This is a genomic window from Micromonospora coriariae (assembly GCF_900091455.1).
GTDB lineage: Bacteria > Actinomycetota > Actinomycetes > Mycobacteriales > Micromonosporaceae > Micromonospora > Micromonospora coriariae.
Genome location: NZ_LT607412.1, coordinates 2193867 through 2217308 on the forward strand (window position 1 = coordinate 2193867; position 23442 = coordinate 2217308).

Here is a 23442-nt window from a genome sequence, read left to right on the forward strand (position 1 = left end):
GCTCCACCGCCCGGGTCGGGTGCGAGGATGGGGGCCGGCAGTGTCGCCGGATCGCCGGCACGGATCCCGGCCCGCCGTGCGCCCCGCGTACGCGCCCGCCGCCGGTCCGCACCGGGCCCCGCCCTCGCCCATGCGGAAGGACCTTCAAGACCGTGGCTGACGCACCGCTCATCCGGATTCCCGACGAGATCAAGCCCGCCGACGGACGCTTCGGCTGCGGCCCGTCCAAGGTCCGTCCGGCGGCCGTGTCCGCCCTCGCCGAGGTGGCCACCAGCTACCTGGGCACCTCGCACCGGCAGAAGACGGTCCGCGACCAGGTCGCCCGGCTGCGCTCCGGCATCGCCGAGTTCTTCTCGCTGCCCGAGGGGTACGAGGTGGTGATCGGCAACGGGGGCACCACCGCGTTCTGGGAGGTCGCCACCTTCGGCCTCATCCGGGACCGGGCACAGTTCGCCAGCTTCGGCGAGTTCGGCGCCAAGTTCGCCAAGTCGGTCAAGGACGCCCCGTTCCTGGGCGAGCCGACCATCCGCAAGGCCGACGCGGGCAGCGCGCCGACCCTGGTCGCCGAGGCCGGCGTGGACGCGTACGCGACCCCGCAGAACGAGACCTCGACCGGCGTGGCCGTGCCGATCAGCCGGGTGGCCGGGGCGGACGAGGGCGCGCTCCTGCTGGTCGACGCCACGTCCGGCGCCGGTGGCCTGGAGGTCAACGTCGGCGAGACCGACGTCTACTACTTCGCGCCGCAGAAGTGCTTCGGCTCCGACGGCGGTCTCTGGCTGGCCCTGATGTCACCGGCAGCGCTGGACCGGGCCGCCGAGATCAAGGCCTCCGGACGGTACGTTCCGGCCTTCCTCGACCTGGTCACCGCGATCGACAACTCGCGGCTGGAGCAGACCTACAACACCCCGGCGTTGGCCACCATCTTCCTGGCCGCCGAGCAGACCGACTGGATGAACGCGCAGGGCGGGCTGGCCTGGGCCGCGAAGCGCACCGCGGAGAGCGCCGCGACGGTGTACGGCTGGGCGGAACGGTCCACCGTGGCCACACCGTTCGTCAGCGACCCGGCGCTGCGGTCCAACGTGGTCGCCACCATCGACCTCGTCGACGAGATCGACGCCACCGCCGTCGCCAAGGCGCTGCGCGCCAACGGCATCGTGGACACCGAGCCGTACCGCAAGCTCGGTCGCAACCAACTGCGGGTGGCGCTGTTCCCGGCCATCGAGCCGGCCGACGTCGAGGCGTTGACCGCGTCCATCGACTACGTGGTCGAGCGCCTCTGACGATCGTCACGGTCGGTGTCCATCAGGGCCCCGGCGGACACCGACCGTGATCATCGTTGCAGCTCAGTCGCGACATGCGGGGTGTCGCTTCCCCCACCCCGAGACAGATGCGCGTACGGTGGTCCGAGACGCCTGGGTGGCCGACTCGTGGCGTGCGGCCAGCGAAGCGGGACGGAGGCAACGCTATGCGCCCAGTACGCTTCGTCGCCCTCTCCGAGGACGGCCATGCTCTGGTTCTCGCCGACGAGGTCGGGCGGCTGCTCGCCCTGCCGATCGACGACCGGATCGCCGGCGCACTGCACGCCGAGCCGGGTGCTCCGCCGCTCCCGGTGGCGCCGACCGCCGCCGACCCGGTTCCCTCACTGTCCCCCCGGGACATTCAGGCCCGCATTCGCTCCGGCGAGTCCGCCGAGGACGTCGCCCGGATCGCCGGGGTGCCGGTCGACCGGGTCCTGCGCTACGCCGGCCCGGTGCTCCAGGAGCGGGCGATGCTCGCCCAGCACGCCCGCCGCACCCGGCTCAAGGGTGCGGAGAAGCCCACCCCGCTGGCCGAGGTGGTCAACGGCCGGTTGAGCCAGCACGGCATCGACACCGAGAAGATCTCCTGGGACGCGTACCGCCGCGACGACGGCACCTGGCGGATCATCGCCACCTGGCCGTCCGGCAAGGCCACCGCGCAGGCGATCTGGGATCTCGACAAGACCCGGCAGGCGGTCACTCCGCACGACGACATGGCGCAGTACCTGTGCGCCGAGCGGCCCACGCCGATCCTCGGCCAGGAGCCGGCGCCGGAGCGGGGCGGGCACGCCCTGCCCGGTCCGTCGCGCGGCGAGCCGAGTCGCGGTGGGCACGGCTTGCCGGCGGCTTCCGAGCACCCGCGTCCGGGCCGGGACCCGATCCGGGCCGGGCGGGACGCACTGCTCGCCTCGCTGGACCGCCCGCTCGGCGCCTCGTCGGGCCGCGGCCTGGAGCCGCGTACCCCGGCTGCCCTCGCCGGGTCGGACGCGCCCCGGCAGCGGCCGGTCGGTGGTGGCGCCGCGGCGCTGCTCGGCGGCGGCCAGGGGTCGGCCTTCGACGACGACTCGGACGCGCCCAAGGAGGTGCCGGCCGTGCCGTCGCTGGCGGTGCTGCGGCCCCGCCGGACGGGCGCCGCGGCGGCTGCCGGCGGCGAGTCCACCGATGCCAACGGCAAGCCGCGCAAGCGGCTGCCGAGCTGGGACGACGTGCTCTTCGGCAGCGGTCCGGCCGCGCGCGAGTCCTCCTGACGCTTCGCGTTGACGGGTGGCGGTTCGCCGCCCGTCAGCGCGAGGCACGCTTACCCCGCAAGGTGCGTCCGCCGGGTGGCGGTGGCGCGGGCTGAGTCAGAGCGGCCAGGCGGCGAGGCGGTCGTAGCGCGGCACGGGGCCGAGGTGGCTGCGGACCAGCAGCAGCTCGGTCGCCGCCCACTGCGGGCCCTGGTAGTCGTCCAGGGTGGCCCGGTCGGCGTCAACGTCAGCCACGTCCACCCGGTCGCCGGGCCGAGCGACGGTCAGGTGCGGGCGGAACGGCTTGTCGTCGTGCGGCAGCCGCGCGTGCCGCAGCCGGGACCGGATCAGTCGCGCCAGTACGTGCAGCGCCTCGACGTCACCCTGGAGATCCACCCACAGCACGGTGAACCGCCCCTGACCGAACCGGCCACCCCCGCCGAGGCTCAGCCGGGGCGAGGCGTCCCGGCCGTCCCGGAACCACTCGGCGGCCAGCCCGAGCGCGCTCTCCACCTCGACCAGCCGGGACGTCTCGACGTCACCGAGGAAGGCCAGGGTGAGGTGCAGGTGGGCCGGGTCGGCGAGCCGGACATTGGTGCCGGCCGCCGCTGCCGCCCCGACCCGCAGTCCGGCGACCTGCGCGCCGAGGTGGGTGACGGCTTCGATGGGCGGATAGACCGCAACGAATAGCCGCAACCGTCGACCGCTCAGCGGTGCTGCTGCCGGTGCCCGGCCCGGGCCGCCGGCAGGGCCAGCCCGGCGGCGTGCAGCACGCCTTCCACCCGCACCCGCTCGATCTCCTGGTCGACGCCGCTCAGCTCGGCGAGGTGTTCGGTGACGCCGAGGGCTCGGCAGGCCAGTCGGAGCCGGTCGTCGTACGCCTGGACCACCGCGCCGTGCCAGACCATCGACCGGCCGGTGCCGCCGAGCCGCTGGCCGCCGAGCCGCCGCAGATCGGCGGCGAGCTGTTCCAGGGGCCGCCGATCGGTGCGGTCGAACTCGCTGAGGTCGATGTCCCGAGTCAGGGCGTCGGCCTCGATGGCGCGGTCGAGACGGGCGATGGTGCGTCGTTCCCGTCGGCGCTCACGCCACTCCGACCAGCCACAGACCACCCGATCCAGAATCTCGTCGGCACAGAAGAGCAGGGCGAACGCCGCCGGAAGGCTGGCCACGGCGAGGAACGCCAGGGCCAGCATCAGCGCACGTCCGACTCCCACGTATCGACGCTAAGCCCCGTCGTGCCGGCCCGCCACCTGATTGGCCGCATCCGCGCCATCCGCTCAACAGGACGCGCTCACGGGCCCCGGAGCGACAACGGTTAGGAAGGGGCCCTTGTTATACAGAATCCGATAACAAGGGGCCCTTCCTTAAACCTCAGCAGTCGGTGGAGGTGACGTAGAAGCGGGGCATCGGCAGCACCCGGAAGCGCAGCCGGGCGCCGGAGCGGCGCAGCTGCCAGGTGAGCGCGATCAACGCCGTGGCCAGCGAGATCAGCCCGCCCATCCAGATGCTGGCACCGGCGCCGAAGCGCTCGGCGATCCAGCCGATCAGCGGCGCGCCGACCGGGTTGGTGCCCAGGAACACCAGGACCCACAGGGCCATCACCCGACCCCGGAAGGCCGCGTCCACACCCAGCTGGACCCGCTGGTTGGCGGCCTGGGCGAAGAAGACCATGAAGAAGCCGGTGGGCACCAGCAGCGTCACGACCAGCCAGTAGGTCGACGCGAAGCCGACCAGGGTGCCGAAGGTGGCACAGGCGATCGCGGCACCGAGCACCAGCCAGACCGACGGGCGGCTGCGCCGGCCGGTGCCGCTGAGCGCGCCTCCCAGCGCGCCGACCGCCAGCGCGGTGCTGAACAGGCCGAACGAGGCGGCACCGGTGTGGAAGACCGTCTTGGCCAGCGCGGCCAGGGTGAGCTGGAAGTTGAACAGCGACATGCCGATCACCGACATCACCGCCATCGGCAGCAGCAGGTCCGGGCGGCGCCACACGTACCGCAGCCCGTCGACCACCCGGGCGGAGGCCCGCTCGTCCCGCGGCAACAGCGCGTCGCGGTGCAGGTCGGCCGTCCGCATCCGCACCACGTTGACCAGCGGCGCGATCGAGCTGAGCCCGGTGAAGAGGAAGACCGGCCCCACGTCGAAGGCGGCGATGGCCAGGCCGGCGACGGCCGGGCCGACGATCCGGGCGGAGTTGAACACGGCCGCGTTCAGCGACAGCGCGTTGGGCAGCAGCGGCATGCCGACCAGTTCGGAGACGAACGCCTGGCGGACCGGGGTCTCCACGGCGTTGGCCGTGCCGAGCAGCGCGGCGAAGGCGAAGACGTGCCAGAGCTGCACGAGGTCGGTGAGGACCAGCAGGGACATGCCGAGCGCCAGCACGGTCCAGAAGGCGTTGGCGGCGAAGAGCAGCACCCGCTTGTCGTACCGGTCGGCGAGCCGACCGGAGAGCAGCGTGAGCAGCAGCACGGGGGTGAACTGGAGCGCGGTGACCACGCCGAGCGCGGTGGCCGAGTTGTCGGAGAGCTCGAGGACGAGCCAGTCCTGGGCGATGAACATCATCCAGACGCCGATCAGTTTGATCAGCTGGCCGGATGCGAATAGCCGGTAGTTGCGAACCTGCAGGGACTGGAACATCGTGCTCAACTTGGCCCGCACTCTTGGTGCGCCTCCTCCGGGACGTACGCGTCATCGACAGGTGACGGCACGGCCCGTGGCGCGGGCGCGGCTCAGGCGCGAGCGAGCTGCTGAAGAATCTGGGCAGCCCTCTGCAGGGTCTCCCGTTCGTCCTCGTCGAGCGCGGCCAGCCGGTGGGCCAGCCACTCATCGCGGGCCCGCTCGAACTGGTCGAGCACGGCCTGCCCTCCTTCGGTCGCCGCGAGGATGACCTGCCGGCCGTCGGTCGGATGGGGGGTCCGCTGCACAAGGCCGCGGTCCTCCAACTTCCCGACGATCTTGGTCATCGTCGGTGGCTGCACCCGCTCCACGTCGGCCAGTTCCCGGGGCGTCAGCGCGCCCGCCAGCCGGAGGCTGGTGAGCGCGGAGACCTGGGTGACCGTGAGGTCGCCGACCGGTCGGGCCTGGCGGACCCGCCGGTTGAGTCGGGTGATCGCATCACGCAACTGGGGAGCCAGTCGCGCCGGTGGCACGCGTTCCGCCGTCACCGTCCGCTCCGTCACGATAGTTAGCTTAACTAATGAGCCTGGCTAACGACTCCTGATATGACCAGACTCACGAGGACGTTCGTACTGTTCCCGGCGGGGAAATCCGGTTCGGATCCCCCCGCCCGGACGTGCGTCAGAGCACCAGGGACTCGATCGGCCCGCGCAGGAAGTACAGCACGAACAGCGCGGCGACCCCGTACAGCAGCGGGTGGATCTCCCGGGCCTTGCCCCTGGCCAGCTTGACCACCACGAAGGTGATCAGGCCGGCGCCGATCCCGTTGGAGATCGAGTAGGTGAACGGCATCAGCACGATCGTGAGGAACGCCGGGATCGCGATCTCGTAGTCGGACCAGTCGATCGTCCGCACCGCGGTCATCATCAGGAACCCGACCACCACCAGCGCCGTCGACGCCGCCTCGAACGGCACGATCACGACCAGCGGCGCCAGGAACATCGCCAGCAGGAAGAGCACGCCGGTGACCAGGTTGGCCACGCCGGTCCGGGCACCCTCCGCGACACCGGCGGCGCTCTCGATGTACGACGTGTTGCTGGAGGTGCTGGCCGCGCCGCCGGCCGCGGCGGCGATCGAGTCGACCAGCAGGATCTCCTTGGCCTTCGGCGGGGTGCCCTTCTCGTCGAGCAGGCCACCTTCCTGACCGACCGCCACCATCGTGCCCATGGTGTCGAAGAAGTCCGTGATCAGCAGCGTGAAGACGAACATCAGCACGACCAGCCAGCCGGCCCGGCCCCACGAGTCGAGCACGTTGAACTTGCCGAGCAGCGACAGGTCGGGCAGGTCCACCACCGTCTTCGGCAGCTCCGGCACGTTCAGCGACCAACCCTTCGGGTTGGGCTGACCGTTGACGAAGGACGGGCCGATGTTGCCGATCGCCTCCACGATCACCGCCAGCACGGTCGAGGCGAGGATGCCGATCAGGATCGCGCCCTTCACCCGGCGGACCACCAGCACCAGGGTGAGCAGCAGACCCACCACGAAGACCAGCATCGGCCAGCTCACCAGCTTGCCGCCGATACCCAGGCCCACCGGGACTGTGGTGTTGGCGGCGTCCGGGATCCGCCGGACGAAGCCGGCGTCCACCAGACCGATGATCGTCAGGAAGAGGCCGATGCCCACCCCGATCGCGGTCTTCATCTGGGTGGGCACCGAGCGGAACACGGCGGTCCGCAGGCCGGTCAGCACCAGCACCGCGATGATCACACCTTCGATCACCACCAGGCCCATCGCGTCGGCCCAGGTCATCTCCGGCGCGATCTCGTACGCCACCAGCGCGTTGACGCCCAGACCGGCGGCGAGCGCCAGCGGGAACCGGCCCACCACACCCATCAGGATCGTCATCAGGCCGGCGACCAGCGCGGTCGCCGCGGCCAGCGCGGGGATCGGGAGGGTCTTGCCGTCGCCGTCGACGGCACCGCCCAGGATCAGCGGGTTGAGCACCACGATGTACGCCATCGTGAAGAAGGTCGCCAGGCCACCGCGTACCTCGCGGCTCAGCGTCGAGCCGCGGGCGGTGATCTCGAAGAACCGGTCGAAACCGTTACGCGGATGAGCGGGGTCGGGTGGTGTGCCGTTCTCGGGCGGCGTTACTGCCATCAGGTCCTCGCAGGTGATCTTCCGGTTGTCGCGCGCATCGTCCCAGATCACCAGCGGGCAGGGGAAGTAGATCGCGTACGCTTGCCCGATGCCGAACGAGCAGCCTCCGCGGCCCGCGCCGCTGGACCCGCCGATGGTGCCGTTCGCCGTCGCCGGGCTGATCGGCTGGGCCGTGGCCGGGCTGGTTCTGTTGATCTTCTTCCGGGGCTGGCTGACCGAGCACGATCACGAGAACTGGCTCTGGACCTGCCTGGCCGGATTCCTGTGGGGCTTCCCCGGCCTCGCCGTGATGATGCGGCACGACGCCAACCGACGCCGCCGCCGCGCGAGCTGATCCTGCCGAGCGCGCCCGCGCACCCGGCGTTGAACGGTCAGGGGTGCCCGTACGGCTCCGCCGGTTCGGCGGCCTCCACCGAACCCGGGGCGCGGCTCACCGACATGGCCTCCACCGCGCTGTCGTCGTAGACCGTGGGCAGTTCCTCCACCGCGGTCTCGGCCGCCTCGATCAACGTCTCGGAGTGGGCGCCGCAGCCGTGGTCGGCGCTCACCACCCGGCCGTCGTCCGGAGCGTAGAAGTTGCCGCACGCGCCGAAGGCCAGCCGCATAGCGCCGGCCAGCGGCAGGTAGAAGCCACAGGTGCCGCAGCGGGCGGCGGCCGGGGCAGCGGCGGAGATCGCCGCGGCCGGGCCGTGATCGCCGTCGTACCAACGCTGCGCCGCGTCGGCGCGGCCCTCCCGGGAGAGCACCCGGGCCCGACCGAGGCCCAGCTCCCAGGCCGTCTCCTCGACCGCCGGGTCATCGGAGAGCAGGTAGGCGGGGGCCAGCCGCTCATCGTCCGGCGCGGTCGGCAGCAGGTCGCCCGGGCCCAGGTCGCCCGGCTTGAGCCGCTCCTGCCAGGGCAACCAGCCGGGCGCGAGCAGCGCGTCGGGGCCGGGCAGCAGCACCGTCTCGCAAATGGTCACCGTGCGGCTGCGCGGCACCCGGGTGACGGTGACCGCCCACCGCCAGCCGTTGTAGCCGGCGAGCCGGCATTCAAAGTAGTGGGTGACCAGCCGGTCGCCCTCGGCCACGACCTGCAGGTGGTCGCCGACATCGTCGGCGTCCACCTCGGTGATGCCGGCGCGGGCCACCTCGACGGCAGCGGCGCAGACCTGGTCGAGACGGGCGGCACGGGTGGAGGCGGGCCTGGTCACCTCACCATTGTTCCCCATGCGCCGAACAGGGGTGACAGGGACTCCCGGGGAACCTTTCGCCGCAGTGCTGCGGCGTACCCCGATCGGATGGGCGAGGATGGTGAGCATGCCGTCGTACTCCCGCTCCGGGCGATCCGTCCTCGGGCGCACCGTCGGCACCAGCATCCGCACCATCCGGCTGCTGTTGCGTGGTTCGGTGGGCAGCGGACGCTGGGTGACCCGCCGGGCCGGCCGGGCCCGCGCCCGGGGCGCCGGCGGCGAGGTCGGCATGGTCCGCCTGTTCGACCTGCACGCGGTGTCCTGCGCCGGAGACACTCTGATCGCCATCGGCCTGGCCGGGACGATCTTCTTCAACGTGCCGTTGGGCGAGGCCCGCAGCAAGGTCGCGCTCTACCTGCTGGTGACCATGGTGCCGTTCGCGATGCTCGCCCCTGTGGTGGGCCCGCTGCTGGACCACTTCCGGCACGGCCGGCGGTACGCCCTGGCCGCCACCATGCTCGGCCGGGCGTTCCTGGCCTGGTTGATCTCCGACTACATCCACGGCTTCGGGCTGTACCCGGCCGCGTTCGGGGTGCTCGCGCTGTCCCGGGCGTACGGCGTGGCCCGGTCCGCGGCGGTGCCCCGGCTGCTGCCGGAAGGGCTCGGCCTCTCCCAGGTGGGCGCGCGCGCCAGCGTCTACGGCACGGTGGCCGGCGCGCTGGTGGCCCCGATCGGTCTGGCGGCGTTCTGGTTCGGGCCGCAGTGGCCGCTACGGGTCGCGTCGGTGATCTTCCTGATCGGCATGGTGATCTCCCTGCGCCTGCCGCCGAAGGCGGATTCGGAGCCACCGGAACGGGTCCCCCGGCCGCTGCGCGCGCTGGGCCGCCGCCGGGGCGACCGCCCACTGGGTCGGGGCCGACCCGCCGGCCGGCTGGTGATCGCCACCCTGATCGGCTCCGCGACGCTGCGCGCGGTCTACGGCTTCCTGCTGCTGTTCCTCGCCTTCGCCATCAAGAAGGGCGACCTGACAACTGTGATGTTCGGCCGGGACCTGGGCGCCGAGTGGGCGCTGGGGCTGGTCGGCGGCGCGCTGGCGGTCGGCAGCTTCCTGGCCACCGCCGTCGGCACCCGCCTGCGCATCCACCGGCCGACCGCCATCCAGTCCAGCAGCATGATCATCGTGGCGGGGGTGGCCGTGCTCACCGTCATCCGCTTCTCGCTGCCGATGGTGGCCCTGCTCTGCCTGGTCACCGCGCTGGTCAGCGGGGTGGCCAAGCTCGCCGTGGACGCCTCTATCCAGGAGCGCATCCCGGAGCGGCTGCGGGCCAGTTCCTTCGCCCACTCGGAGACGGTGCTGATGCTGGCCTTCGTGGCCGGCGGCGGGCTCGGGCTGGTGCCGTTCGACGGCCGCACCGGCATCGCGGTCGCCGCCGGGGTGGGCGTCCTGGCCGCGGCCCGCGGTGTGCTGGTCGCCGCACGGCTGCGCGGCGAGAAGCTGGCCGGCCGGCCGCTGGGCGACGACGAACTGGCCGACGACGAGTCGACGGACGACTTCGGGGACCGAGCGCCCACCTCGCCGGCACCGACCCAGGCCGGCTCGCCGCAGTACGACGACCCGGGCCTCGCACCACCGGGCTACCACATCTACCGCCCCTCCTCAGCGGTCGGCGGACCGGGTGGCGGCGCGGACGACGAGACCCGCCGGGAGTCCCCCGGACCGCTGTCGTGACCGGCCTGCTGGTGGTGACCGCGGTGCCCGCCGAGGCGGACGCGGTCTGCGCGGGGCTGACCGACGCCACCGTCACCGTGGCCCCGGTCGGGGTGGGCCCGGCCGTGGCCGGCGCCGCCACGGCGCGACTGTTGGCGCTGGCCGAGGCGGCCGGGCGCCCGTACCGCGCGGTGGTCAGCGCCGGCGTGGCCGGCGGTTTCGTCGGGAGGGTCGAGGTCGGTGACATCGTGCTCGGCACCGCCAGCATCGCCGCCGACCTGGGAGCCGAGTCACCGGACGGCTTCATCCCCGTCGACGAGCTGGGCATGCCGCCCGCGCTGCTCGGCAACGGCAGCGTGGTGCCGGTCGACCCACGGCTGCTGGCGGCGCTGCGGGCCGCTCTGCCCTCCGCCGCGACAGGCGCGGTGCTCACCGTCAGCACGGTCACCGGCACCGCCGCCAGCACCGAGGAGCTGCGCCGCCGGCATCCGGGGGCGGTCGCCGAGGCCATGGAGGGGTACGGGGTGGCGGTCGCCGCGGCGCAGGCGGGGGTGCCCTTCGCCGAGCTGCGCACCATCTCCAACCCGATCGGCCCCCGCGACCGGGATGCCTGGCGGCTACGCGAAGCCCTCACCGCCCTGACCACGGCGGCCCCGGCGCTGCGCTGACCCCGCCGGGCGGCTCAGACTTCGAGGGTCAGCGCTGACGGCCGACTCGCCTGCAGCTCGAACCCGCAGGCGAGCAGAAACTCGACGTTGCCGAACTCGGCAATTGCGTGGGCGGTCCGAATGCCTGCCAGCGCCATCTCCCTGCCCAACAACCCGATCAGCTGCCGCCCGATGCCGAGAGCCCGTAGCCCGGGAGCAACGACCACGCTCTCCAACACCAGCTCACGCTGATCGCCCAGCTCCTCGCCCAAGAGGAGGTCCACGCTCCGCTCGTGGGCCCTCAGCTCACCGACCGGCCCGGCCCCGGGCACCTCGGCAAGAAGGCGCCAGGACGTGGCCGGCAGTCCTTCGGAGGCACGTCGAAACCTCACCTGGGCGCGCGTCCGGTTACGCCACCGCCGCTCGTCTCGCCGCGCTCGATCCAGGTCGTAGGTCAGTTCCGGAACACGCACCGGCCACAACCGCTCCGGGAGGGTGTACGAATGCACCCACCAGGCGCCCGGCCAGTCCCGCAGGGTCCGGACCCGACGAACGTCGAGGTGTGCGGGGTACCGGCGCCCAGCCTCGTCCCGCGCCTCGTCGTCCCGCGCCTCGTCGTCCGGCAAGCTCGGCGATCCGCCGCTTGCGGTGGAGCGCGGGTCGCCGGGCAGCCTGAGCGCAAGCTCACCGCCTGCCGCCCGAACCAGACGCTCCACCGTCCGGAACGCCGGCTCGCAGCCCTGGCCCGCCTCGATCCGAGCCAGCGTGCTCTTCGGGACGCCGGAGCGCTCGGCCATCTCGCGCTGGCTCAGGTCAGCACGTCGACGAAGATCCCGCAGAGCCGCCCCCACGTCGATCGCACCCGTCCCGGCCGCCACCCGTTCATGGTTTTCCCCTCAACCCGGGATCGTCAACAACCTCCCTTCCATCTGTGGATAACCCTGTGGACAGCGCCGCCGCCGCGGTGCGTAGTCCCTTCGTCGGCGCCTGTAGAGCTACCCCATTGATGGGGCGAGCCGACGGACACCTGGGACACATCAACACTCGGGCACCATCACAGCCAGGCACCACTCGCCACCCGCGACCCCAACCAGCCGCCGCCGTTGCCACCAGCCGCCGAACCCGGTACAGCCACCCACGGGCACGGCGCCCCACAGATGGGGCAGCTCTACAGGGAGCAGCAGTCACCTCCGACACCCCGACGGTGCCCGCCGAGCAGCCGACAGTGAGCGCAAGGGCGTGCGGCGGGGGTGGCAGGGCGGGCGCTCGGCTGGTGAATCGACCAGGCCGATGGTTGTCTGACTCAGCCTTGGCGACCCCGGCAGGTCACAGTGGGCCGGGTGGGCGCGCGGGAGCGTGCGGGGGCAGGGCTAACGTGGAGGCGTGGCGCTCTCCCTGGCGATCTCGCCCTGCCCCAACGACACTTTCGTCTTCGACGCCCTGGTGCACGGCCGGGTGCCCGGTGCACCGCCGGTCGAGGTGACGTACGCCGACGTCGACGTCACCAACACGGCGGCCGAGCGGGGCGCTTTCGACCTGGTGAAGGTGAGCTTCGCGGCGCTGCCGTGGCTGCTCGACGACTACCACCTGCTGCCCTGCGGCGGCGCCCTCGGCCGCGGGTGCGGGCCGCTGGTGCTCACCCGGGGCGACCGCGCCGGCGGGCCGGACCGCACCGACCTGACCGGCGCCACGGTGGCGGTGCCGGGTGACCGGACCACCGCGTACCTCTTGTTCCGGCTCTGGTCGGCGGGCCGGCCACCGGCCCGGATCGAGGTGGTCCCGTTCCACGAGATCATGCCGGGCGTCGCGGCCGGCCGCTACGACGCCGGGCTGGTCATCCACGAGGCACGGTTCACCTACCACCGGCACGGCCTGACCGCGCTTGTCGACCTCGGCGAGTGGTGGGAGGCCGACACCGGCCTGCCCATCCCGCTCGGCGCGATCCTGGCCAAGCGCGGCGTGGTGGACCCGGAGGCCGCAGCCGGCTGGGTCCGCGAGTCGGTCCGGCAGGCCTGGGCGGACCCGGCGGCCAGCCGGGAGTACGTGCTCGCGCACGCCCAGGAGATGGAACTCGACGTGGTGGACCGGCACATCGGCCTCTACGTCAACGAGTTCACCGCCGACCTGGGCGAGGCCGGTTTCGCCGCTGTGACGGCGCTGCTCGACCGGGCCGCCGACGCCGGGCTGGTGCCTCAGACCTCCAGCTCGCGCGCCACCGCGTGGACCAGCTGAGCGATCTTCTGCGCGGTCTTCTTGTCCGGATACCGGCCCCGGCGCAGGTCCGGCTGGACCTTCGCCTCCAGCACCTTGATCATGTCCTCGACGAGGCCGTGCAGCTCCTCGGCCGGCCGGCGCCGCAGCTCCGCCATCGACGGCGGCGCGTCCAGCAGCTTGACCCCCATGGCCTGCGCGCCCCGGCGGCTGTCAACCACGCTGAAGTCGACCCGCTGACCACCCTTGAGGTCGGTGACGCCCGCCGGCAGCGCACCCTTGGGCAGGAACACGTCGCCGCCCTCGTCACTGGTGACGAAGCCGTATCCCTTGGCCGTGTCGTACCACTTCACTCGACCCGTAGGCACCTGAAAACCCCTGCTTCACTTGAGCCGCTACTGCTCCAAGGCTAGCTGGATCATGCCGTCGAGCGCCGCTGGGAATCCGGTGAGGTCGTCCAACACCACTTCCGCGCCGGCGGCGCGCAGCTCATCCGGGGAACACGGCCCGGTGGCGACGCCGATTCCGGGCACCCCGGCCACCCTCGCCGCCACCATGTCCGCCACGTGATCCCCGACGTAGTGGGTCGCCCCGTGCTCCCGCAGGGCAGTCGCCTTCTCCTCGGCGAACAGGTCACCGGCCAGCTCGTCGACCGCGAGGCCGAGGTGGTCCAGGTGCAGGCGGGCCAACCGGCCGATCTTGGACGTGACGACCAGCACCCGGCCGCCTCGAGCGCGGATCGCGTCGATGGCCGCCCGCGCGCCGGGCAGCGGCACCGTCGGGGTGATCGCGTACGCCGGGTACAGCTCGCGGTACACGTGCACGGCCGACTCGACCTGCTCCGGCGGGAACCAGTGCGCGATCTCGGTGCGCAGCGGCGGACCGAGCCGGGACACCGCCAGGTCGGCGTCCACCGGCACGCCCGTCCGGGCGGTCAGCGCCCGGTAGGTCGCGGCGATGCCGGGGCGGGAGTCCACCAGCGTCATGTCGAGGTCGAATCCGACGGTCAGTGCGGGCATGCCGAGAAACGTACCGGCGACTCCCGGCCGGGCGGACGTCCGAGGGGCGCGACGGCCCGGTGCCGGGCTAGCGTGGTAAGACGATGACCACCTCACTCGCCGACCACCTGCGGTCGCTGCCCGACGAGTCGCTGGCCGCGCTCCTTCAGCTGCGGCCGGACCTCGTCGTGCCCGTGCCGGCCGACATCTCCGCCCTGGCCATCCGGGCGCAGTCCCGGGTCTCGGTGGCCCGCGCGCTGGACGGGCTGGACCAGTTCACCCTCCAGATCCTCGACGCCGCCCGGCTCACCCGGGACCCGGACGAGGGCACCACGGCCACCGAGGCGGTGCTCGCAATGGCGACCGCCGGGCCCCACCCACCGGCGCCGACGGCCGTCCGGGCCGCCGTCGGCCGGCTGCGCGCCCTCTTCCTGCTGTACGGCCCGGAGCACGCGCTCCAGGTGGTGCCCGCCGTCGACGAGGTGGCTCCGTACCCTGCCGGGCTGGGCCGGCCAGCCGCGGAGCTGGACCCGCGCACGGCCGCGCTCTGCGCGGACCCGGCGAAGCTCCGGCGGACGCTGCTCGCCGCTCCTCCCTCGGCCCGGGCGATCCTGGACCGGCTGGCGGCCGGGCCACCGGTGGGCAGCGTGCCCCCGGGAGCGTTGCAGGCACCGCCGCTCGGCGCGGACGACGCCGTGCTCTCGGACCCCACCAACGGTGGCGCGCCGACCGGCTCCCCGGTGCGCTGGCTGGTCGACAACCGGCTGCTGGTCCCGGTCTCGACCGGCTCGCCTACGACCACCGGCACGGTCGAGCTGCCCCGCGAGGTCGGCCTGCTGCTGCGCCGCGACAGTGGCCCGCTCGGGCCGCTGCGCACCAGCCCTCCGCCGGTGGCCGCCGCGCCACGCGAGGCGAAGGCGGTCGACTCCGCCGGGGCCGGGCAGACGATGGAGGTGGTCCGGCACACCGAAGGGCTGTTGGACCAGCTCGCCGCCGAACCCGCGCCGGTGCTGCGCTCGGGCGGCATCGGCGTACGGGACCTGCGCCGGCTGGCCCGCACCGCCGGGCTGGACGAGCCGACCACCGCGCTGCTGCTGGAGGTGGCGTACGCGGCGGGGCTCGCCGGCGAACTGGAGCTGCCCGGCGCGACCACCACCCGGTACGGGGCGGATCAGCAGGTGCTGCCGACCGGCGGGTACGAGGTGTGGCGGGCAGCCTCGCTGGCCCAGCGCTGGGAGCAACTGGCCCGCGCCTGGCTGACCATGACCCGGCAGGTCGGACTGGTCGGTCGGCGCGACGACCGGGACCGGCCGATCACCGCGCTCTCCGCCGAGGCCGAGCGCGCCGGTGCGCCGGGCACCCGACGGGCTGTGCTCGCCGTGCTCGCCGACCTGGAACCGGCGACCGCACCCACTCCGGACGAGGTGCAGGACCTGCTGGACTGGCGGGCGCCGCGACGCAGCCGGGGCCGGGAGGCCGCCCACCGGGAGGTGCTGGCCGAGGCGGCGCAGCTCGGCGTCACCGGCCTGGGTGCGCTCACCTCGTACGGCCGGCTGCTGCTGGCCGACCTGACCTCGGCCGACGAGCCGGGCGGCGAGGACCCGCTGGGGCTGCACGCGGACGCCGAGAGCGGTGACCCGTCCAGCGCGGCACGGGCGCTGGACGCGCTGCTGCCCGCCCCGGTCGACCACTTCCTGGTGCAGGCCGACCTGACGGTGGTGGTGCCCGGGCCACCCGAGCCGGCGCTCGCCGCCGAGCTGCAGGCGATGACCGAACTCGAGTCGGCCGGCGGGGCCAGCGTGCACCGGGTCACGACGGCGAGCGTGCGGCGGGCGCTGGACGCCGGCTACTCGGCCGACGACCTGCATGACGTGTTCCGGCGGCGGTCGCGTACCCCGGTGCCGCAGGGTCTCACCTATCTGGTGGACGACGTGGCCCGCAAGCACGGCGGGCTGCGGGTCGGCCTGGCCGGGGCGTACCTGCGCAGCGACGACGAGACGCTGCTCAGCGAGGTGCTCGCCGACCGGCGGCTGGAGTCGCTGACGCTGCGCCGGCTCGCCCCGACGGTGCTGACCACCCCGTACCAGGTCGGTCGGCTGCTGAGCGCGTTGCGCGACGCCGGGTACGCCCCGGCGCAGGAGGATGGCAGCGGCGGCACGGTGCTGTCCCGGCCACGGATCCGGCGGGCCCCGGCCCGGGTGCCCGTGACCACCCGGACGTTGGATCCGCTGGCCGCCCCGAAGCTGCCGATGCCTCGGCTGCTGGGCGTGGTGGAGCACATCCGGCGGGGTGAGGCGGCGGCGCGGGCGGCCCGGCGGGCACCGGCGGTGGTGCGCGGCGGGGCGGCCGGCCTCGGCGGCGGTCCGGTGCCGGCACACACGCACAGCGAGGCGCTGGCCGTGCTCCAGCAGGCCGTGCGGGATCGGGCGCTGGTCTGGGTGGGTTACGTCGACGCGCACGGGGCGACCGCGTCGAGGCTGGTCAAGCCGGTCTCGATCGGTGCGGGCTACCTACGTGCCGAAGACGAACGGACCGAGATGCTGCACACCTTCGCGCTGCACCGGGTCACCGCGGCAGTGTTGGCGGACTGACCGGAGCCGCGCCGGTCAGCGTCGACTGCGGCGTACTGTGCCGACAACCGAGATGATCAGCAGCAGCGCGAAGCCGGCGCCGGCGGACTCCCCGACCGAGTCGACGAAGCCCTGCCGCAGCACCAGCCAACCGAAGAGGAACCAACCGACGAGGAGCGCCGCCGCGACGGCGTACGCGACCACTGTCACGCGGGACACCTCGTCGGGTTGAACCTGGTCGTGCGCTTCGATCACGTCACGGTCGACCGTCATACCCAGCCTCCCCGCCCGGTCCGGCCCTGGACTCCCAGAGTGTCACTAGGGGGACCGGTGTGACAGGGGTTAAAACCCCGATTCGGGCGGGTCGCTCAGGTGCCGGGGCGGCGGCCGATCAACACCACCCGGGTGCCCACCTTCCCCAGTTCCCACATCCGGACGGCGTCGGCGTGCAGCAGGTTGACGCAGCCGTGCGAGCCGATCGACTTCTCGTGCAGGTAGGTGGTGGTCTCGTGGAAGCCCATCCCCTGGGTGAAGTGCTGCCAGTACGGCAGCCACACCTCGTACGGATCGGACCATTCCTTCGGGTTGCGGTAGTTGACCTTGTAGGTGCCGGCCGGGGTGCGGTACCCGCCCATCCCGGTGCGGGTCACCGTCGGCGCCATGATCACCTTGCCGCCCCGGACCGCCCAGACGGTCTGCCGGGTCAGGTCCACGCAGAACGTGGTTCCCGTGCCGGCCGTGCAGCGAGCCGTGTCGGTGGTGGCGAGCCGCTGGGCCACGTCGTACGTGGTCGGCCCGGCGCGACCCTGGACGGGGCGGATGCCGTACCGCCGCTGGAACTTCTTGATCGCGGCGCAGTCGGCGGCGGACTGCCGGCCGTCCACGGTCACCGGCCCGAACCCACCCAACCGGGCCAGGTAGGTCTCCACGGCGCGCTGGTGCTCGCCCTGCGGGCAGCCGGCGGCCGGCTTGGCGGTGCTGGTGGCCGGCGGCGTGCTGCGGGTCGGCTTCGGCGTGGCGCTCCTGGTGGGCTTCGGCGTCGGCGTCCGTGTCGGCGCGGTCGTCGCGGGCCGGCCGCGCTGGTCCGGCCCGGGCGTGCCGCTCGCCCCCGTTGACTGTTCCGCCGCCCCAACCGGGGCGGCTCCCCCGCCGCCACCCCCGCCGGCCTGCGGATCGAACGCACACGCACCGGCACCGACCAGCGCGACCACCACCAGGGCGACAAGTCGGGAAGTGATCCGGACACGCTTCATGGCACCTCCCCTGGGCCGTCGTCCCTTTGCTAGACGTTCGTAGGTGCCATGTCGGTTGCGCCCGGTGAGCATCTTTCTTCCGACAGTCCGCACCGTGCAACACTGGATGGTCGGCCAGCGGCGGGTATGCAGGCGCCACGACCGGACAGCCAACCGGAGGAGAGGACCCTGGCGTGAGCGGTGGACCACTGATCGTGCAGTCGGACAAGACCCTGCTGCTGGAGATCGACCACCCGGACGCGCAGGCCTGCCGAATGGCCATCGCGCCCTTCGCCGAGCTGGAGCGCTCTCCCGAACACGTGCACACCTACCGGCTGACCCCGCTCGGCCTGTGGAACGCCCGCGCGGCGGGGCACGACGCCGAGGGCGTGGTCGACTCGCTGATCAAGTACTCGCGCTACCCGGTGCCGCACGCGCTGCTGGTGGACGTGGCCGAGACGATGGACCGGTACGGCCGGCTCCAGCTCGCCAACGACCCGGCGTACGGCCTGGTGCTGCGTGCACTGGACCGGCTCGTGCTGATCGAGGTGGCCAAGAGCAAGAAGCTCGCCGGCATGCTCGGCAACAAGATCGACGACGACACCATCCAGGTGCACCCGTCCGAGCGCGGCCGGCTCAAGCAGGCCCTGCTCAAGCTGGGCTGGCCGGCAGAGGACCTGGCCGGCTACGTCGACGGTGAGGCGCACCCGATCGAGCTGGCCGAGGCCGGCAAGGACGGCAGCAAGCCGTGGACGCTGCGGTCGTACCAGCGGGAGGCCGTCGAGGCGTTCTGGGCCGGCGGGTCGGGCGTGGTGGTGCTGCCCTGCGGCGCCGGCAAGACCCTGGTCGGCGCGGCGGCGATGGCCGAGGCGAAGGCCACCACGCTGATCCTCGTCACCAACACCGTCGCCGGCCGGCAGTGGAAGCGGGAGCTGATCGCCCGAACCTCACTGACCGAGGAGGAGATCGGGGAGTACTCCGGCGAGCGCAAGGAGATCCGCCCGGTCACCATCGCCACGTACCAGGTGCTCACCTCGCGGCGCGGCGGCGCGTTCACCCACCTGGACCTGTTCGGCGCCCGCGACTGGGGCCTGGTCGTCTACGACGAGGTGCACCTGCTGCCCGCGCCGATCTTCCGGTTCACCGCGGACCTCCAGGCCCGCCGCCGGCTCGGCCTGACCGCCACCCTGGTCCGCGAGGACGGCCGCGAGGGTGACGTGTTCAGCCTGATCGGCCCGAAGCGGTACGACGCGCCGTGGAAGGACATCGAGTCGCAGGGATGGATCGCCCCGGCCGAGTGCACCGAGGTCCGGGTGACGTTGACCGACGCGGAGCGGATGTCGTACGCGACGGCGGAGGCCGAGGAGCGCTACCGGATGGCGGCGACGGCACGCACCAAGCTGCCCGTGGTGAAGGCAGTGGTCGACCGGCACCCGGACGACCAGGTGCTGGTGATCGGCGCGTACATCGACCAGCTGCACCAGCTGGGCGAATACCTGGACGCGCCGATCATCCAAGGCTCGACCACCAACAAGGAGCGGGAACGGCTCTTCGACGCGTTCCGGTCGGGGGAGATCCGCACGCTGGTCATCTCCAAGGTCGGCAACTTCTCCATCGACCTGCCCGAGGCGGCGGTGGCGATCCAGGTGTCCGGGACGTTCGGGTCGCGGCAGGAGGAGGCGCAGCGGCTCGGCCGGGTGCTGCGACCGAAGGCCGACGGACGGCAGGCGCACTTCTACACGGTGGTGTCCCGGGACACGATCGACACCGAGTACGCCGCACACCGGCAGCGCTTCCTGGCCGAGCAGGGGTACGCGTACACCATCGTGGACGCCGACGACGTCCTCGGCCCGAAGCTGCCGACGGTCGACTGACGCCCCCGCGGCCTTGATCGACTCGGTTTTCAGGAATTCGCGGTGTCCGGGGCGCTTCGATGCCCCGGTTTCCTGAAACCCGAGTCGATCGGCCCGGTGGGTGCGGGCGCAGGGCAGGGACTGGGTGTCTCGCGCGCTCGCTATGGAGCTGATGTCGTAGACGAATCAGCCGTCCGGCGTGGATGCGACGTATACCGCCGCGACGTCGGCGACCGCCTGCCGGGGACTGGCGGCCGAGGCCCGGGCCGCGGCCAGGGGGTTGAAGGCCGTCGCCTTCGGCATCCACTTCCCCACCGCCGCAGTCGTCCTCCTGGACGCCGCCCTGCAAGTCAATGGGTCACGGCGTGGGGGGTGGGCAGCGGTCGGGGAGGGTGACCTCGCCGGGGCGGTGCTCGAAGGTGTCCAGGGTGAACCACTCGTCCAGCTCCGGGTCGAAGAGGTTCTGCAGGCCGAACTGCAACACCTGCCGCCAGCGGCTCGGGTCGTGCTGGTCGACGTAGATGTCGCCGAGCGCGAGCGGGAACCGGAAGAACTCCCCCGGCACGGTGGAACCGCCGACCACCCCGACCCGCCAGTGGTCGACGTGCCGGTTCTGGTCACCCTGAAGGATCTCCGGTCCCACGTACCGGGCGGTCTTCAGCTTGTCGTTGAAGATCTGGCGGTTGAAGAACCCCGGGACCTTGCTGCACAGCTGCGGCGGATACAACGGGATGTTGGGCCACCTGTAGGTGAGCGTGTAGAGCGTGTTCTCGTAGATCAGGTTCGTGAACCAGATCGGGTGGTCCGGGCCGCCGGCGGTCATCTGGCTGTTGCCGTCCCTGCCCTGCCAGGTGAACGGCACGTCGATGCCGAGGTCCCGCACGATGTACCGGCCGGTGCCCTGGAAGTCGGCCGGGAGCAGCGGCGGGCGCGGCTCGCGCGGGTCGGGGGCGGTGGGGCCGTCGGCCTGGGCCGCGCGGGGCAGCGGCGCCGCCTCCGGACCCGGCGCGACCACCCCGAGCGCGAACAGTCCACCGGCGACCACCGACACCAGTGTCCGACGTGTACGCCTCGACGCCATGTGTCCTCCGCCGGTGAAAGTGCCAGATGCCTTCGGCGAAGCGTAGGAGCAGGCAGGACGTGCAGATCGAAGGAATTGTCATGCTCCACCGGAAGGGTGAAGCGAACGGGGCCGGCGGCTCGCCGCAGAGCGACCCGCCGGCCCCGACTGCCAGTGGGCTATCCGGCGCCGCCGGCCCGGAACGCCAGCCAGGCGTCGCTCATCCGGTCCGCCTGTCCGACGGTGAACATGTTCATGCAGGAGTCCTGCGTGTAGTCCATGAAGTTGTGGATCGGGTCCAGCCCGGGTGCGGTGCAGGTGTCCGCGCCCACCGGGCAGTCGAACTGCGGCGCCGCCTCCCGCGGAGTGTCCGCGACGAAGTCGCCGGCGGCGGAGCACCCGTGGGCGAAGGTGTGCTCCAGCATCAGCCAGTGCCCCACCTCGTGCGTCAGGGTGTCACCGAGGGAGTACTTGCCGGCCGTGCCGCCCGGCATCGACTCGTCGAGCATCACCACGCCGTCGATGTAGTCCCGGCCGTTGTTGTAGTCCTTCGGGAAGTACGCCCAGCCGAGGAGCCCGCCGCCGATGTTGGCCGCGTACACGTTCAGGGTTTCCGAGTCGCCGGCGTACAGCGCCTTCTTCATGTCCCGCTCGTTCTTGCCCGGCTCGACCGTGTACCAGGCGCTGTTCACCGTCCACGTCGTGTCGACGAGGTCGAAGCGAAACGGCGTGTCGGAGGCGTTCGCCGCGGTACGACCGGCGAACGAGTCGTTGAGCACCGTCATCTGCGCCGCGATCAGGGTGTTCCACCTGGCCGTCTCGGCGGCGCTGAGCGGGTGGTCGGAGACCATGTGGAACACCGTCGGCACGTTCACGCTGCCGTTGGCCAGGCGCGGGGCGTCCTTGATCACCCCGTAGGCGTTCGCCTCGTTGTCGGAGTACAGCTTCGGCTCCTGCGCGGTGGCGCCCTTGGCGACCCGGGCCGCGCTGTGTGCCTCGGAACCCGGCTCACACGCGCCGACACCCGGGGAGACGGGAGCGGGTGCCGCCACCGCGGCGTAGCCGCCACCGGACGCCAGGAGCGTCGCGGCGGTGGCGGTGAGGACTGCCAGTCGGAAGATTGGTCTCCTGTGCATCGGTGCACCTCTCGAGGGAATGGAGACGGCGCGGAGCCGCCGTGATCAGCGCGACGACGTCGTCTTCCCGGTATGAGACCACGTCGGTGGCACCGGCAAAAGGCCTGCTTACGGCCCTGATGTGGGGTGTAACGGCAGGGGGCCGGAGAGCGCTGTTATCGCCGTCACCCTGCCGGGCTGTCACAGGGCTCCGCTCGCCGGCATCTCATGTTCGTCCGATCGAACACCGAAGCGAAGGACGGAACCATGGACGCCCGATTCAACATGTTCGACAACGAGACCGCCATGAAGTTCTTCAAGCGGTTCGCCAACGCCGGCATGGTGGTCCAGCAGTCGCCGCTGCCGAAGTCCACGCAGGAGCTGGTGTCCCTGCGGGCCAGCCAGATCAACGGCTGCGGCTGGTGCATCGACATGCACACCAAGGAGGCCGTGGCGGCCGGTGAGAGCGCGGTCCGGCTCAACCTGGTCGCCGCCTGGCGCGAGTCCACCGTCTTCACGGAGGCGGAGCAGGCCGCGCTGGCGCTCGCCGAGGAGGGCACCCGACTCGCCGACGCCTACCAGGGCGTGTCCGACGAAACCTGGGCTCAGGTGCGCAAGCACTACGACGACGATCAGATCGCCGCGCTGGTCTCCCTGGTCGCCCTGATCAACGCGGCCAACCGGCTCGCCGTGATCGTGCACCAGCGGGGCGGTTCCTACGAGCCCGGCATGTTCGCCGCCGCGTTGGACTGAATCGGAACCAGACCGGCCCGGGATCGTTCGGTCCCGGGCCGGGCGCCCCTCGTGCCGGGCCCTAGAGAATCCGGGTGACCTGCTCGGCGGCGACCACCGCGTCCCGCCGTGCCGGGTCGAGGTTGGCGCTGATCACCACGGACGCGCCAGCGGAGAGCGGAGCCAACAGCCATTTCAGCGGCTGCTCGTGCTCGGCGGCGTCGACCAGCAGCCGGTCGCCGGCCCGCAGGTCCAGCATCTCGGCGATCCCCTGGGCGAGCGCGCCCCACTGACCGTAGGTCGTGCCGTCCGCGCTGGCCGGGTCCGATGGGTGGATGGCGGTGTGGTCAGGCGTGGCGTCCGGGTGGCGGAGCACCTCGGCGGACCAGTCGAGCCAACCCAGTGGCACGTCGGCCAGCGACCCCGGGCCGGTGCCGACGAGGTAGCGGTGTGGAGCGTCCGGCACGTCCTCCAGCCAGTCGTCCTGCCGCTCGGGGGTCACGAAGACCGCGTCGAACGGCCGGTCGCCGCCCGGTTCGAGGACCGGCAGGCCCGCGGTGGCGCGAGGCCGGAACGACACAGCCAGGCCGGAGGCCCAGGCGCCCAACAACACCGCGGCGGTACGCCAGTGCGGCGGCAGCAGCACCGCTACGCGGCTGCCCGGACCGAGCCCACAGCCGTCCCGCAGCAGACTGGCGCTGCGTGCCGCCCAGGCACCGACCTGGTGCGCTGTCAGGTCGACCCGCTCGCCGGTCGCCTCGTTGCGGTAGCTGAGCATCGGATGCTCGGCGTCGGTGGGCGGAACCGACAGGTCGTCCGTGGCGGTTGGCTGCATCTCCACGCT

The 23442-nt window shown here is 72.4% G+C and carries 23 protein-coding genes; 9 read left to right on the plus strand and 14 right to left on the minus strand.

What is annotated here, in order from left to right:
* Nucleotides 1–152: 152 nt before the first annotated feature.
* Both serC and sepH read left to right on the plus strand, forming a co-directional pair.
* Complete coding sequence (gene serC / locus GA0070607_RS10225) at nt 153–1280, plus strand: phosphoserine transaminase (RefSeq protein WP_089017989.1); 1128 nt, start codon at nt 153–155, stop codon at nt 1278–1280.
* Nucleotides 1281–1465: 185 nt separating this feature from the next.
* The gene (sepH, locus tag GA0070607_RS10230; RefSeq protein ID WP_089017990.1) at nt 1466–2545 is read left to right on the plus strand and encodes a septation protein SepH; all 1080 of its coding nucleotides are present in this window, start codon (nt 1466–1468) and stop codon (nt 2543–2545) included.
* A gap of 96 nt (nt 2546–2641) precedes the next feature.
* Here the strand turns inward: sepH and thpR are convergent, their stop codons facing one another.
* From thpR to GA0070607_RS10255, 5 genes are all read right to left on the minus strand, one after another.
* The gene (thpR, locus tag GA0070607_RS10235) at nt 2642–3220 is read right to left on the minus strand and encodes an RNA 2',3'-cyclic phosphodiesterase (RefSeq protein ID WP_089017991.1); all 579 of its coding nucleotides are present in this window, start codon (nt 3218–3220) and stop codon (nt 2642–2644) included.
* A gap of 11 nt (nt 3221–3231) precedes the next feature.
* A complete protein-coding gene (locus tag GA0070607_RS10240; protein ID WP_089017992.1) occupies nt 3232–3741 on the minus strand; it encodes a hypothetical protein in 510 nt (169 codons plus the stop codon).
* 157 nt (nt 3742–3898) lie between these two features.
* Nucleotides 3899–5182, minus strand: a complete 1284-nt coding sequence (locus GA0070607_RS10245) for an MFS transporter (protein WP_089017993.1) — start codon at nt 5180–5182, stop codon at nt 3899–3901.
* Between the two features lie 71 nt (nt 5183–5253).
* Nucleotides 5254–5703: a MarR family winged helix-turn-helix transcriptional regulator gene (locus GA0070607_RS10250; RefSeq protein ID WP_172899011.1), complete on the minus strand. Its 450-nt coding sequence runs from the start codon at nt 5701–5703 to the stop codon at nt 5254–5256.
* Between the two features lie 118 nt (nt 5704–5821).
* A complete protein-coding gene (locus GA0070607_RS10255; protein ID WP_089021767.1) occupies nt 5822–7300 on the minus strand; it encodes an NCS2 family permease in 1479 nt (492 codons plus the stop codon).
* Nucleotides 7301–7388: 88 nt separating this feature from the next.
* Here GA0070607_RS10255 and GA0070607_RS10260 point away from each other — a divergent pair, with 88 nt between their 5' ends.
* Nucleotides 7389–7634 carry a DUF2530 domain-containing protein gene (locus GA0070607_RS10260; RefSeq protein ID WP_089017994.1) on the plus strand — a complete coding sequence of 82 codons (246 nt, stop codon included), beginning with the start codon at nt 7389–7391 and terminating at the stop codon, nt 7632–7634.
* Between the two features lie 37 nt (nt 7635–7671).
* Here GA0070607_RS10260 and GA0070607_RS10265 read toward each other — a convergent pair whose 3' ends face one another.
* Nucleotides 7672–8601, minus strand: coding sequence for a DUF3027 domain-containing protein (locus GA0070607_RS10265; RefSeq protein WP_172899178.1), 930 nt, complete (start codon nt 8599–8601; stop codon nt 7672–7674).
* Between GA0070607_RS10265 and GA0070607_RS10270 the strand changes: the two genes are divergently transcribed.
* Together GA0070607_RS10270 and GA0070607_RS10275 are read left to right on the plus strand one after the other, a co-directional pair.
* A complete protein-coding gene (locus GA0070607_RS10270) occupies nt 8600–10201 on the plus strand; it encodes an MFS transporter (RefSeq protein ID WP_089017996.1) in 1602 nt (533 codons plus the stop codon). The genes GA0070607_RS10265 and GA0070607_RS10270 overlap by 2 nt on opposite strands.
* On the plus strand, nt 10198–10848 hold the full coding sequence (locus GA0070607_RS10275; RefSeq protein WP_089017997.1) for a futalosine hydrolase: 651 nt from the start codon (nt 10198–10200) through the stop codon (nt 10846–10848). The genes GA0070607_RS10270 and GA0070607_RS10275 overlap by 4 nt, the downstream gene beginning before the upstream one ends.
* 14 nt (nt 10849–10862) lie before the next feature.
* On the opposite strand, the gene GA0070607_RS10280 is transcribed toward GA0070607_RS10275, so the two are convergent.
* Complete coding sequence (locus tag GA0070607_RS10280) at nt 10863–11705, minus strand: helix-turn-helix domain-containing protein (protein ID WP_089017998.1); 843 nt, start codon at nt 11703–11705, stop codon at nt 10863–10865.
* Between the two features lie 505 nt (nt 11706–12210).
* Here GA0070607_RS10280 and GA0070607_RS10285 point away from each other — a divergent pair.
* Nucleotides 12211–13059, plus strand: coding sequence for a 1,4-dihydroxy-6-naphthoate synthase (locus GA0070607_RS10285; protein ID WP_089017999.1), 849 nt, complete (start codon nt 12211–12213; stop codon nt 13057–13059).
* Here the strand turns inward: GA0070607_RS10285 and GA0070607_RS10290 are convergent.
* Nucleotides 13020–13406: a cold-shock protein gene (locus tag GA0070607_RS10290; protein WP_088986676.1), complete on the minus strand. Its 387-nt coding sequence runs from the start codon at nt 13404–13406 to the stop codon at nt 13020–13022. The genes GA0070607_RS10285 and GA0070607_RS10290 overlap by 40 nt on opposite strands.
* A 27-nt stretch (nt 13407–13433) precedes the next feature.
* A complete protein-coding gene (locus GA0070607_RS10295; RefSeq protein ID WP_089018000.1) occupies nt 13434–14057 on the minus strand; it encodes an HAD family hydrolase in 624 nt (207 codons plus the stop codon).
* Nucleotides 14058–14140: 83 nt separating this feature from the next.
* Here GA0070607_RS10295 and GA0070607_RS10300 point away from each other — a divergent pair, with 83 nt between their 5' ends.
* The gene (locus tag GA0070607_RS10300; protein ID WP_089018001.1) at nt 14141–16627 is read left to right on the plus strand and encodes a helicase-associated domain-containing protein; all 2487 of its coding nucleotides are present in this window, start codon (nt 14141–14143) and stop codon (nt 16625–16627) included.
* A gap of 15 nt (nt 16628–16642) precedes the next feature.
* On the opposite strand, the gene GA0070607_RS10305 is transcribed toward GA0070607_RS10300, so the two are convergent.
* Entirely contained in the window at nt 16643–16879 is a 237-nt protein-coding gene (locus GA0070607_RS10305; RefSeq protein WP_089018002.1) for a hypothetical protein, read from the minus strand.
* A gap of 95 nt (nt 16880–16974) precedes the next feature.
* A complete protein-coding gene (locus GA0070607_RS10310; RefSeq protein WP_089018003.1) occupies nt 16975–17859 on the minus strand; it encodes a L,D-transpeptidase family protein in 885 nt (294 codons plus the stop codon).
* A 173-nt stretch (nt 17860–18032) separates the two neighbouring features.
* On the opposite strand from GA0070607_RS10310, the gene GA0070607_RS10315 reads away from it, so the two are divergent.
* Nucleotides 18033–19712, plus strand: a complete 1680-nt coding sequence (locus tag GA0070607_RS10315) for a DNA repair helicase XPB (RefSeq protein WP_089018004.1) — start codon at nt 18033–18035, stop codon at nt 19710–19712.
* 337 nt (nt 19713–20049) lie between these two features.
* Here the strand turns inward: GA0070607_RS10315 and GA0070607_RS10320 are convergent, their stop codons facing one another.
* The gene (locus GA0070607_RS10320; RefSeq protein ID WP_157743125.1) at nt 20050–20736 is read right to left on the minus strand and encodes a hypothetical protein; all 687 of its coding nucleotides are present in this window, start codon (nt 20734–20736) and stop codon (nt 20050–20052) included.
* 194 nt (nt 20737–20930) lie between these two features.
* Nucleotides 20931–21887, minus strand: a complete 957-nt coding sequence (locus tag GA0070607_RS10325; protein WP_089018006.1) for a zinc metalloprotease — start codon at nt 21885–21887, stop codon at nt 20931–20933.
* A gap of 246 nt (nt 21888–22133) precedes the next feature.
* On the opposite strand from GA0070607_RS10325, the gene GA0070607_RS10330 reads away from it, so the two are divergent.
* Nucleotides 22134–22619 (plus strand): carboxymuconolactone decarboxylase family protein, encoded by a 486-nt coding sequence (locus GA0070607_RS10330; RefSeq protein WP_089018007.1) that lies wholly within the window; start codon nt 22134–22136, stop codon nt 22617–22619.
* A gap of 61 nt (nt 22620–22680) precedes the next feature.
* On the opposite strand, the gene GA0070607_RS10335 is transcribed toward GA0070607_RS10330, so the two are convergent.
* Nucleotides 22681–23433, minus strand: coding sequence for a TIGR03089 family protein (locus tag GA0070607_RS10335; protein ID WP_089021768.1), 753 nt, complete (start codon nt 23431–23433; stop codon nt 22681–22683).
* Between the last annotated feature and the right edge of the window lie 9 nt (nt 23434–23442).